Genomic DNA, 13699 nt, shown 5'->3' on the forward strand with positions numbered 1-13699 from the left:
AGATTGGGGCTTATGATTTAATATTGATTTGTGGCATTTTTTCCGTCTGCGATCGCTTTTGCTGCCGAAGTCCCGATGCGTTTAACTCCTAAACGAATCATTTCTACTACATCTTCATACGAGCGAACACCTCCGGCAGCTTTTACCGGCAAAGGGGATGCATTTTCGAGCATCATTATAATGGTTTGAATTGTAGCTCCGTTTGGCAGATTATTTTCGGTTTTATAAAAACCTGTTGATGATTTTACAAAAACGGAAGCATAATCTTCTTCTTTAAAATTCGATATAACAACATTTTTTATTAGAGCCGAAAGCTGAATAATTTCTTTATCTGTCAATGCCGCAACTTCAATAATCCATTTTACTGTTTTATTGCTGGCTAATCCTATTTGGCTGCCTATTAGAATTTCTTCTTTTATTAATGAAATTTCTCCATTTTTAAAAGCTTCATAATTGCAGACAAAATCTAAATCATCGGCACCATTTTCAATCGCTTCATTTGCTTCCTTGATCTTAGATTCTAAACTTGAATTTCCCTGTGGAAAATCTATTACGGTACCAACCAGTAAATTCGAATTTTCTTTTAAGATCATTTCTTTCGCCAGACTCACACATTCAGGCCGAATCATGATGAGTTTAAACTTTTCCTGAATCGCTTCTGCAATTGCATTTTTAACTACAATACTATTCTCCTCTTCCGAAATTCCGGCTTGAGCAGCAGTTTTTAAATAAGTAGAATCTAAGTATTGCTTAACATTCATAATATTGAAGTTAGATCGAATGGGGCAAAAATACATTTAAATTCAGAAAAAATACTGTTTTAAAAGCTTGATTTTATGCCAATAAAAAACCCACCGAAGTGGGTAATTATATTCTTATATTTTATCGATTTGTTTTTTAAAAGCTATTGCTGAAAAAACGCCTACGAATGCACCTAATGCATTTGCTAAAACATCTGTTACATCTGATGCTCGTGTTGTTGTTAAAACACTTTGCATAATTTCGATTGTTATTCCGAAGAAAACAGAAAAGATAAACGAAATCAAATACGCCTTGTAATCGTTCGCATCTTTTCCTTTAAGCTCTTTCTTAAAGAATAAGATCCAGGAAATTGTAAAGCCAAAGTGAAAACAAAAATGCACAATTTTGTCAATACTCGGAAAATTTACCACCGGAATATTACTTGAATCTATTAAACAAAAATACGCAATGATTCCAGAGCAGATAATTGCCCAGATTAACAATAATTGTTTAGGCACCGATAAGTTGTTTATAAGCTTCGTCAGATAATAAACTATCTATTTCTGATGCATCAGCAATTTTAATTTTAATCATCCATCCAGCTCCGTAAGGATCAGAATTTACAGTTTCTGGAGCGCTTTCTAAATCTTCATTAAAAGCAATAATTTCTCCAGTTAAAGGCAAAAACAAATCAGAAACTGTTTTTACAGCTTCAACTGTTCCAAAAACCTCATCTTTATCAAGTGTCTGATCTAAAGTTTCTACTTCAACATACACGATATCCCCTAACTCTTTTTGTGCAAAATGAGTAATTCCTACAGTCGCAACATCTCCTTCGATGCTAACCCATTCGTGATCTTTTGTGTACTTTAAATTTGCTGGTATGCTCATAATAGTATGTTTGAAAATTGATATTTTAATAATTCAGCAACAAATGTAATAATCTTCTAATAAATTCTCGATTATAAACCTAAATTTAATTTCCGAAATTATATCGAAGCGTAAAACCAGATCGAATGTTCGTTAAAGGGAATGATGTTGAAATCACTGCCTTTGAGAACGAATGATCATAATAGAATATTGCCGTAAGGTTTTTGCTAAATGAATAATCTGCTGTTAATTTTAATGACCAGATATTTTGTCCGGCCGCTAATTGATTGTTATCATAATCTAAGTAACGAACTAAAGTTTGATTATTTCTAAATGAAAAATCAGCTTTTATGTTGATATCACTTTTAATAATTCCTGTTGGATTATCAGCAAGTCTTGATGAAAATATAACGTCTTTAAATCGATATCCTAAACCAACTACGTATTCTATACCTTTAACTTCTGTCAATAAATTATTGTCAAAACTCATTGATAAAGCTCTGTCTTTTTTAATTTCAGAAAGAACTCTCAGCGAACTTTTCAACTCAAAATCCATTCTGATTAACGGGCTGAATTGCTCTACCAAGTTGATATTCGACATAATAATTTTATTGAAGAAATTGGTATTAACGTCCTGTACTGTTGGCGTATCATTATAATCAAAGTTTGATCTAAACTGATTGATAGTATACGATGCTCTATAATTATGCTGTAATGAAAAACGCTTGAATTTATCCTTGAAATATTTATAACGCATTAACCCATTGTACTTAATACTCCAGTTTGGAATTGGGAAACTTCTAAATATATCTGTTGATGAACTAGAAGCATCATTTCCTGCATACGCAGCAAGGAATGACGGCAACAATACGGCCTGATTACTCTTAGTGTATCCTATTGGATACCCTTCATTGGCAGTATAAATCGCATAATTTGGAGCTGTCGGTGCCGGAATTGGATTGTTCACATCTCCATATCTTGGAATCTCAACTCCTGAACCGTAATGCTGCTCTGCCAAACGGTTTGCAATTATTAAACGGTTATTTCTAAAATCATCAAATGCAGCTGACTCATTTTCGTTGCTGGTTTGAAAAGCTGTTTTTATTAATACTGTCGAAATAGAGAACATTCCATAAGTATAAGGAGACAACGGCATATATTCACGAGTCGCAGGATCAACTGTATATTGTTCTGAAGTATTTTCAGAATAAGAGCGGTCCATCGACAAATCAACTTTTAAATCTGGCAATAAATCAATATTAGCTGTAACCTTCAACAGTTTATTAGTAACCTGCGAGTAGCTTTGGTTAAAATCCTGATAAGTTGTTAACCATCCGTTTTTAGCCGCTTCGTAACGTACATCATCCTGACTTCCAAAAATAAATCCTAAACTTGGTTTAGATGTTCCTAAGAAACCAATACTTGGCGTATAACCCGGTAAAACGGTTCCGCTGTTTTTGGTATAATTAATTTGTACATTTTTAAGACTTGTTAATACGCCTATTAAACCATCGTAGAACGGACTGCTGCTTACTACTGGTTTAGCTGTATTTACAATTTTTTCTCCCGGTTTTGGCGGAGCTGCCGGTTTAGGCTTCGCTTGCTTTTTTGCACCAGGAACTAAACCTAAATACTTATACAGCGTAGCCATAGTTAAGGTCGTTGTAAGCGTATTTGAGTTCGCATTTTGAATTGTATTTCCTAAATCATAAATAGCACCGGTATTAGGATCTTCGTATTGAGAAAACGCTGTTGATGAACGCTGCCAGTTATAATCTGCCGTATAAGAATAACTTGCTTTTACAAAACTAAAAATTGGAATTTTATTAATTGGAATTTCATAATTCAAGACCAATTGCTGTGCGTGCTGGTTTGGTGTTCCAATATCAAAATAATCATCCCAGATATTAAAATCTTCTTTTGGAGTATTGTCATCGTTTAAGAAGTTTCGAACAATGTTATTTGATGTTGCACTATAATTCAGCTTTAAAGATTTAGTTAAATTAAAACCAAAACCATATTGATAATTAAAGGCAAAATTTCTTCTGTAAAGCGGATCAAGTCCAATACTATTTTCAGTTAATTCAACTTCTCTAAATTGCTGACGATTACTTTGTCTTAAAATATTAGAGTTGAAAGATATATTTGAAGGAAGATAATTAAAGTTGAAATCACTTAGCAATTTCCAGTAATCACTTTTCTTCATGAATTTAGTACTCTTAAACGGAACAACTTCTTTTGGCTGGAATGTGTAAGCATAGTTTACAGCCGTATTTGATTGTTCGTCTTCATAGTTTTCAACTTCATAATCATGACGTTCCACCTGATTGTAGGATTGTGAAAATGTAAAATTCTCCACATCATAAACGTGAGGTTTTTGCTCTTGTGCTCTGTCTTTTCTTACGCCGATAAAGTTGATACTTTTTCGTTTTGTATAATCTACCGCACGAGTTCTAATATTGTCTTTTTCTGCCTGATCTGTCGTTTCTCTAATTAATTGATCTAACTTAATATCCTGGTTGAACGGATCATATTCCGGAGTAATTACTTCTTCGCCAATTGCATAATTAAATGGCAGGTTAATTCCCCATTTTTTAGGCAGTAATTTTCCTAAGTTTAAATTAGTAACAATGTTATACTGCTGGATATCTTCACGGCTGCGTTCGTTTGCTCCCTGCTCTAAAGACCCAAAACCAATTGTACTTTTTCTACCCGTTGCAGAAAGTGTAGCAAGATCGGCCATATTGGTGTCGACATTTAATATCGCAGCCATACCGCCTTTGTTTTCTAAATCAGACATACGAAGTTCGTTAAACCAAACCTCTCCTTTAATATCTTTATGATCTGCCCTACTCTTTACTCCGACCATTAAGTTTCGGACTAAACCGAAGTTAGGATTTCCTTTAATACCTAAAGTTAATCTGTCGCTTCCGTCACCGCCTTCAACATCCGGATCATTATCCGGGTAATAAATTCCATTGACATCTCTTTTAGTAGAATTGATATCAATGCTCATCCCTTTGATTTTCATTTTAGTCAGCAATTCGAGCGCCAAATCAATATCATTTTCTTCCATCCAAACATGATCCGGACTTATGTTACAAGATGCTCCTGTAGGAGTTACTTTTAAAGGAATTTCTACTTGATAGAAGTTTTGTGTAAAGTCATTTCCAAAACGAATGAAACCTACCATTTCATCATTTTCAAGTGTGTTTTCACGTGGTAAAGATTCTGCGTGTAAAAACATTTTCAGTTTTTTATACTGACGCATATCAACACTTACGTTTTTGAAAACTGCTCTCGAATCTTGGTATTGTAACCCTGAACCCGCAACTCTTACTGCTAAAGCTTGTTCGTTTTGATTAATAACCGTGTTGTTATTGTACAACTGTTCTCTTTGTACTCCCGGCGGAATTACATAGTTAACCGGACATTTATTACTGTTTTCCTGAATGTTTACCGCTGCAACATCAAATTCTACAGTAGAATCTTCTGGTTTTGGGTGGTTAACATCTAGTGTCCCTGTGTATCTTCTCCATTCCCCTCTTACTAAATCTAAAGCACCAAAACGTACCGTTGCCTGACTGCTAAACCCAGTCATGAACATACGCATGAAACGAATAGATCTAAAGTCTGTAATGTTTCCAATCGTATTTTGCGGCTGCGAAACAGGGATTTTAAATTGAATCCATCTGGCAGTTGTTGTTCCTCCATTTGGCAATTCTATAGGTCCTAAATCACCCGGTTCACGAATATCTGTAATGTAGTTTTGACCAATCTGCATTCCTGGTTTAATATCAATACTATATTCATAATACGCATTGATGGTACTCATTGTGTTGTCACGGTTAATATCTTCAACATCCGGCAGAGTTGTAGAACCACGATTAGGATCGTCGATGCTTACTGCAGAGTTTCCTTCTGTACCGTTATAATTTTTATAGCGTTCTAAAACGCCTCCATCTGTATTTAAATAATACGTATAATCATCTGCAGCCGGATCTGCCTCGCCTGCATAATTGGTATAAATTTGACCTTCCTGAGAACTTGGCAATCCATCTAAACCAATATCCTGATTTTTTCTATTGTCAGGATTAGTATCAAAAGCATAAATTAAAGATTGCGAAGCCGGAACATCTCCCCAAAGCGGCCTCGGATTAACCTTAATTTGATCTGGTCCTAATCCGTTTTCGTATTGCTTTCTTCCGTCTTTTAAAACATCTTCAGAAATTTCTCCTAAGTTGAAATAAATTTTACCTGTATTATTTGCCGGTGCTTCTGAGTTTCCAACATATGGATCAAGAACCCAAAATTGAATATATTCAACATTTCCCTGCTCAAAATTGGTTGAATTTAAAGCACGCATAATCCCTCCAAAATTTGTTGCCGGATTAGTGGTTCCAAAATCTGGATTATTATTATACGGACCTCTTTCAGATGGGTAATATGTTAAATCAAGTGTATTAACTACCTGAATTTGTCCTTGAGCAATATCTGTATTTGGATATAACTCTCTACTATAAATTCTTCTTGTTGTATTTAATGATAAATCATCATTTGAGATTCCTGATGGTTTTGAGGTATAAAATACCGGGTCAATGGTATACCAGGATAATTTTGCTCTTTTAAAACCGTAATCTAAAGTATTAAAACCTGCATTAAAGGTATTATCTGCATCATTATTAATAAATGGAACAGAAGATAAACTCCATGCATAAGCAGAACGCATATCTATAGTTGACTGCGAACCTTCAAAATCATCAACATAAATTGTTGCTTCTCCTTCAAAATCACTGGCTTTTGGCGCATCTGGTTTTAAAAATGCAACTTCACCACGAATAGATAAATTCGAAGGAACATCTGTATCAACATTTGGAAGCTTGTTTGCTAATCTGGTTAAGAATGGAACTTCTGTTGAATAGTTTCCGTTGAATCCAAAAATGGTATTGTTTACAGATTCCTGACCATAACTTGATTTTTGGGTAAATGGTCTTTCTGTCATTTTTAAGAAAGTTCCGCCCACTACAAATTTATCCGAAATTTTATGCTCGACATTTAATCCCATAAATCTTCGGGTCTGTTGTCCGAAGATGGAGTTGTTTTCTAATGAAACTTCAATTGGCGTATTTGATGCCTGCAATGAAGGATCAAGAATTTGAACCCTTCCTAATTGATAATCGACACTATAGTCAATTCCTTCAACTAAAACCCTTCCGGCTGCCGTAACTACAACAGAACCTTGCGGTACATTGAACGCTCCAATAGGGATTCCGTTACTTCCGGATGATTTGTATTTTCCTCTTAATAAGAATTTATTTTTATCACTGTCCTGCAATGCACCTGCTTGTGTATTTCGGTACATATTTCTAAATACGTACTTCTGCTGGTTTGCATTATAGGTTGATGGATCGTTATAATTTTGACCACCATCTTTCAATTTATCAAATATAAGTTCCCCAAAAGGTTCTTTTGTGGTAAATATAATTCGTCCGTTTTGAACATCGACTGTAACACCCGGAATATAATCGAAGAAACCATCACCTCCAGCTTGTGGATCGTTATTATAATTTAAACGGTCTAGGTTGAAAACATTTAATAATGGGGTATTTTCTACCTTCATATCCGATGTTGGGTTTGCAGGAAAACTTGATCCCTGAACCGGCGTGATATAATTTATTGGCGAAGGATCTGTGTAAAGAATATTTAACCTGAAATCGTCTTGTTTAATTTGATATGCCTGTGGAATTTGATAAACGTTTTTCATCATCAGGTTCCAAACCGGATTTTGAACGTTTGTCAAATTACTTTTCAGCATTTTTAAAACTAAACTCTGCGTAATAATTGCCTGATTTGCGTTGTTATTTCCTGTTACGACTGTTCCGTCGACACCATCACTACCAAATTCTCCAACTTGGTACACTTTTCCTCCAATGGTATATTCGAAGGCAACAGCCAGAATTTCATCATTTGCCAAACGCTGTTGCAAAGAAAGGTATCCTAACTGTGGATTAAATGTATATTCTGCCGTGGTTAATTTTCTGGCATTTTCTAAAACTGAATAATCTGTTGCTTCACTTACGTTTGTATTGTTGAATCCCGCTTTTGCTGTTACAATTTCTCTAATTTTAGAATTCAGGAAAGAACTTGCCTGACCTATTGTTGCCGGGTCGTACTTATTGTTATTGTTATCGGTTGGCGAATCTATCCCATTATTGAAAAATCCTGCAGTTGAACTAATAACGACAACTTGATTATCTGGAATTCCTGTAATTTGAGCTTCACCTAAATCCTGAAGCGCGATAATATTTCTTAAGTTATTATTATTCGTACTTACACGATTTTGTTTGTTTGTTACCCAAACTTCTAATCTTGTAATTTGAACACGGCTGTCAATAAATGGATATTTTTTTAATGATGCATCGTACTTATTTCTAAAATATTGAGATAAGAAAAAGTGACGATCACTATCGTAGTCTAAAGCATATAAATCAAAGTTTTGAACCGTTCCTCCGTTTTCTGCAACTACACTTTTTGTTTGTGATTTTTGCTCAGAGAAAACCCCTGTAATGGTTGTTTTACCAAATTGCAATTGTGCTTTTACTCCGAATAAACTTTGCGCTCCACGTATCAAGGTACTATTCAGCGGCATACTCACGTTACCTACTTCTACTTTTTGAATAATATCATCTTCGGAAGGAGTGTACGCTAACTTAAATAAGTTTTGAAATGCAAATGTTGATTGGGTATCGTAATTAGCATTTACCTCTAATCTTGTTCCTACTTTCCCCATTAAACTCATACTGATACGCTGATCGAAGTCGAAGGTAAGACTTGATCTGTTTCGGGGTGAGAATGAAGGGTTGTCTTGTTTGGTGTAACGAACACCTAAATCCATTTCGACAGAACCCGTTGGTTTTACATCAATGGTGTTACTTCCAAAAACACTTTCAAAAAGACTTGAATTGATATAGTATCTTGGCAGTAAATCTTTTTTAGCCGCTTCGGCCCCGGTTTTTTTACCGTCGATTGCATCTGCTTTTTTTCTAAAATAATCTCTTCGTGATTCTTTTAGAACTAAATCTTCATATTCTTTAGGAGTTAAAACAAGAGGATAGTCGATTGAAAAGCCATCAACCGAAGTAGTGTAAATATATCGATCTGTAATGGGATCGTATTTATAAGCCGAAAGTATGCTTGGAGGATTATCGATCTCGAGTTTCCCTACAGAAAACTGAGTTTTAGTTGTATCTTGAACCGCCGGATTTACTTGTGATCGTATAACATTACCACAAAATAAAACCAGTAAAAAAATACAAATTTTACGCATACAATTGGTTATAAAAAATTGGTTTTATAAGCTTTTTAAAGCCTTTTTGATGATCGTTTCTACAGTAGCTTCCGGATCTTCTTTTACGATCTTTTCTACCACTTTTTCTGAAGTTTTTCGAACGAAACCTAAAACTTCCAAAGCAGATAACGCTTCATCTCGATTTGTATTGTTTTGAACTACTGAAACTTCATCCAAATCGTACAACTTTAACACTTTTTCTTTCAAATCAAGTATTACTCGCTGTGCAGTTTTGTTTCCAATTCCTTTTATGGATTGGATTAAACCAACATCTCCTGAGGCAATTGCATTAATAATTTGTCTTGGTTCTATTGAAGAAAGCATTGTTCGTGCAATGTTTGCTCCAATGCCTGATACAGACAAAAGCATTCTAAATATTTCTCGTTCAGATTTTTCTACAAATCCAAATAAAGTATGCGCATCTTCTTTGATTTGAAGATGCGTATACAATTTTATAAAATCAGCATTAGGGATTAATGAAAAAGTATGTAAAGAAATATTTACGTGGTATCCTACTCCACCGCAATCAATTACAACTTCTGTGGGATTCTTTTCGACTAATTTCCCCTGCAAATGTGCTATCATATGTATTATTAATAAGTATCAAATATAATAAAAATGCAATAAAAATAAGACAATATTATTTGATCCTTATTTAATTCTACTTATTGAGCCAATTTATTTTTTTTATTTTCTTTTTCTTGAGCGTCGATAACAGCGATTGCTGCCATGTTTACCATTTCTTCAACGCTTGCTCCTAATTGAAAAATGTGAACAGGTTTATTTAATCCCATCATAATTGGTCCAATAGAAGCTGATTTATTCAATTCTTTCATCAGCTTATAAGTGATATTTGCTGACTCTAAGTTAGGGAATATCAGTGTATTTACTTTTTTTCCTGCTAATTTAGAGAAAGGAAATTTCTCCTGAAGCATTTCTGAATTTAAAGCAAAGTCTGCCTGAATTTCACCATCTACGACCATCTCAGGGTGATTTTTATGCAAATACGCTACAGCATCTCTTACTTTTGAAGCATTTTGATGTGATGATGAACCAAAGTTTGAATACGAAACCATTGCAATAACAGGTTCAATTCCGAACATTTTTGCTGTTTTAGCTGTCATTAATGCAATGTTCACTAAATCTTCAGATGATGGGTTGATGTTTATTGCAGTATCTGATAAAAACATTGGCCCGCGAGACGTTAACATCATGTTTGCTGTTGCAACAAGTGAAGCTCCGTGTGCTTTTTCAATCAATTGAAGCATTGGTTTTACTACACTTGGGTAACTTCTTGAGTAACCTGTTACAAGAGCATCTGCTTCGCCTTCGTTTACCATCATGGCAGCGAAATAGTTTCTTTCGCGCATGAATTTTTGAGCATCAAGCAATGAAACTCCTCTGCGTTCTCTTGTTTCCCAGTATGAAGCTGCAAATTTGTTACGTCTTTCTTCTTCTTCGTTTGTTTTAGGATCAATGATTTCTAATTCAGCATCAAAACCTAATTCTTCTTTTAATTCTAAAATAGTCTCTCTGCTTCCTAATAAAACCGGAATACCAATTCCGTCTTCGTGTACAATCTGCGCTGCTTTTAATACATTTAATTGGTCTGCCTCAGCAAAAACAATTCGTTTAGGATCTAATTTAGCACGGTTTGTAATTAAACGAACCATTTTATTATCATTACCCATACGTTCGCGAAGCTTATCTTCATAAGCTGCCCAGTCTGTAATAGGATTTTTTGCTACTCCAGATTCCATTGCTGCTTTTGCAACTGCAGGCGCCACAACGGTAATTAATCTAGGATCAAATGGTTTTGGAATGATATATTCTTGTCCGAAACCTAATTTTGTTGCTCCATAAGCTACGTTAACCTGTTCTGGAACTGGTTCTTTTGCTAAAATAGCCAATGCTTTTACAGCAGCCATTTTCATAGCTTCGTTAATTTTTGTAGCACGTACGTCTAAAGCTCCTCTAAAAATATAAGGAAATCCTAAAACGTTATTTACCTGATTAGGAAAATCAGAACGGCCTGTAGCCATAATAACATCTTTACGAGTTTCTACAGCTAAGTTATAATCGATCTCCGGATTTGGATTTGCCATTGCAAAAACAATCGGGTTATCTTTCATTGTCAATAGCATTTCTGGCGAAAGAATATCTCCAGATGATAATCCGATGAAAACGTCAGCTCCTTTTACAGCTTCTGCTAATTCAATTTTTGGACCGTCGATTGCATATTTTAATTGTAAATCTGATAATGAAGGATTGTCTTTTGTTAAAAGTCCTTTACTGTTATACATTAAAACATTCTCCACTTTTACTCCTAATAATACATATAAGTCTGTGCAGGCAATTGCTGCAGATCCTGCTCCGGAAACTACTACTTTTACATCTTCGGCTTTTTTTCCTGCTAATTCAAGCGCATTGATTAAAGCTGCAGAAGAAATAATTGCAGTTCCGTGCTGGTCATCGTGCATTACCGGAATATCTAATTCTTCTATTAATCTTCTTTCGATTTCAAAAGATTCCGGTGCTTTGATATCTTCAAGATTAATACCTCCAAAAGTTGGAGCAATATTTTTTACAGTCTGAATAAATTCTTCAACATCTTTTGTACCAACTTCGATGTCAAAAACGTCAATATCAGAGAATATTTTAAACAACAACCCTTTTCCTTCCATTACAGGTTTTCCTGCTTCCGGACCTATGTCTCCAAGACCTAAAACAGCTGTACCGTTTGAAATTACAGCAACTAAATTTCCTTTTGCAGTGTATTTGTATACATCTTCAATGTTTTCTGCAATTGCTAAACAAGGCTCAGCAACTCCTGGCGAATAAGCCAGCGATAAATCTCTTTGGGTTGCATATTTTTTTGTTGGAACTACCTGAATTTTTCCTGGAGTTGGCTCTGAGTGATACAGTAACGCCTCTCTTTTTTTACTCTCTTTGTTCATTATTTTAGCTTTTATTCTAGCTTACAAAGATATAAGTCTTAGTTTTAAAATGGGGCGTTTTGGTTCTTTCTTTTGTTAAAATATCAAAATCGAGAAGTCAAAAAAAATAGTCCGAGCTGTATCGGACTATTGAAAAAAGTATTTTAATAAGTATTTACTGTGATATGTAAGAGTTTAAGTGATTAATAGTGTCTTTTTGAATTTCGATAATTGCCTTAACAACATCGCTAATTGAAATAATTCCCACTACTGTTCCATCTTCTAAAACAGGAAGATGTCTGATTCTTTTTGAACTCATGAGTTCCATGCAGTCTTCGATATTATTTGAAAGCAGTACCGAGAAAACATTGCTTTCCATAATTTCATGTACAAAAGTTTCTTTTGAAGATTTGTCTTTTAAAACAATTTTTCGAGCATAATCTCTCTCAGACAAAATCCCTTTTAAATCGTTTCCGTCAATAACAAGAATGGCGCCTATGTTTTTATCGCCCATTACTTTTAAGGCTTCAAAAACGGTTGTTGTTGAACGTACGGAATATACATTCCTTCCTTTTGCATTAAGTATTTGATGTACAGTCATATCTGAAAAATTTTAGATTTATAAAGTTAAAATAAAAACAAATACAATGCGCAACGAAATCGATTTTTTAAAAACACAAATTGCTCATTTTAAACAAAATACACAAAAATTAAAATTTTAAAAATTATACGTTAAAGAAAGAAAAGATTTACAAAGTTTTTTTAGAGAAAATTAGATTTTTTAACATTTACCAACCAGTTACTCCTAACGGAGTATTTTCTTAAAATTTAAATATTATAGTTTAAGATTTTTGTTTGGAATTAGATATTAGCAGAAACATCATTCCAAAATATTTCGTGGGAGATATATAATATAATATTAAATGTATAGTCCCTCCGGGACAAAATGCATGTCGGATATTTTTTTTTTGCTACCGACCAGTCACTCCTAACGGAGTGCTTCGTAGAAATTCAATATTAGAAAAATTCCATTAGGAATTAAATATCGGTAAAATCAAATGTTATAATTTGTATGGAATACTCCGTTAGGAGTATCTGGTTGGTAGAAAAAATGAAATCATTCATCCAATAATTTCCCGTAGGGAGATATGAAACAATATTAAACGTATAGTCTCTACGGGACAAAATGCACGACGATATTTTACAATTGCTACCGATATATAATTTCTACGAAATATTAAATGATGACAAAACCGAATTTAAATTTTAAGAAAATACTCCGTTAGGAGTAATTGGTTGGTAGAAAAAAAAGAAATTTCCACCCAAACAATTTCCCGTAGGGAGATATAAACAATATTAAATGTATAGTCCCTCCGGGACAAAATGCATGGCCGATATTATAATAGCTACCGATATATAATTTCTACGAAATATTAAAATGACAAAACCGAATATAAATTTTTAGAAATACTCCGTTAGGAGTAATTGGTTGGTAGAAAAATGAAATCATCAATTCAATAATTTCCCGTAGGGAGATATGAAACAATATTAAACGTATAGTCTCGACGAGACAAAATGCATGGCCGATATTATAATAGCTACCGATATATAATTTCTACGAAATATTAAAATGACCAAACCGAATTTAAATTTTTAGAAATACTCCGTTAGGAGTAACTGGTTGGTAGAAAAAAAAGAAATTTCCACCCAAACAATTTCCCGTAGGGAGATATGAAACAATATTAAACGTATAGTCTCTACCAGACAAATGCATGTTGATATTTTTAAATGGCTACCGATATAT

General features: G+C 34.1%; 7 protein-coding genes. All 7 read right to left on the reverse strand.

All coding sequences use genetic code 11. The features are described from left to right. Nucleotides 1-17: 17 nt before the first annotated feature. Nucleotides 18-761, reverse strand: coding sequence for a deoxyribose-phosphate aldolase (gene deoC / locus FLAPXU55_RS09975; RefSeq protein ID WP_180857532.1), 744 nt, complete (start codon nt 759-761; stop codon nt 18-20). 114 nt (nt 762-875) lie between these two features. Next, nucleotides 876-1259, reverse strand: coding sequence for a VanZ family protein (locus FLAPXU55_RS09980; RefSeq protein WP_180857533.1), 384 nt, complete (start codon nt 1257-1259; stop codon nt 876-878). Beyond that, complete coding sequence (gcvH, locus tag FLAPXU55_RS09985; protein WP_053471664.1) at nt 1252-1632, reverse strand: glycine cleavage system protein GcvH; 381 nt, start codon at nt 1630-1632, stop codon at nt 1252-1254. Before gcvH ends, FLAPXU55_RS09980 begins: the two co-directional genes overlap by 8 nt. A gap of 85 nt (nt 1633-1717) precedes the next feature. Next, nucleotides 1718-8938: a T9SS outer membrane translocon Sov/SprA gene (gene sov, locus FLAPXU55_RS09990; RefSeq protein ID WP_180857534.1), complete on the reverse strand. Its 7221-nt coding sequence runs from the start codon at nt 8936-8938 to the stop codon at nt 1718-1720. A gap of 24 nt (nt 8939-8962) precedes the next feature. After that, nucleotides 8963-9544 (reverse strand): Holliday junction branch migration protein RuvA, encoded by a 582-nt coding sequence (gene ruvA, locus FLAPXU55_RS09995; protein WP_053471666.1) that lies wholly within the window; start codon nt 9542-9544, stop codon nt 8963-8965. 80 nt (nt 9545-9624) lie between these two features. Then, complete coding sequence (locus tag FLAPXU55_RS10000) at nt 9625-11916, reverse strand: NADP-dependent malic enzyme (RefSeq protein ID WP_053471667.1); 2292 nt, start codon at nt 11914-11916, stop codon at nt 9625-9627. Nucleotides 11917-12070: 154 nt separating this feature from the next. Then, complete coding sequence (locus tag FLAPXU55_RS10005) at nt 12071-12496, reverse strand: CBS domain-containing protein (RefSeq protein ID WP_053471668.1); 426 nt, start codon at nt 12494-12496, stop codon at nt 12071-12073. Nucleotides 12497-13699: the final 1203 nt, after the last annotated feature.

It is taken from the genome of Flavobacterium panici, from assembly GCF_903819335.1.
Classification (GTDB): domain Bacteria; phylum Bacteroidota; class Bacteroidia; order Flavobacteriales; family Flavobacteriaceae; genus Flavobacterium; species Flavobacterium panici.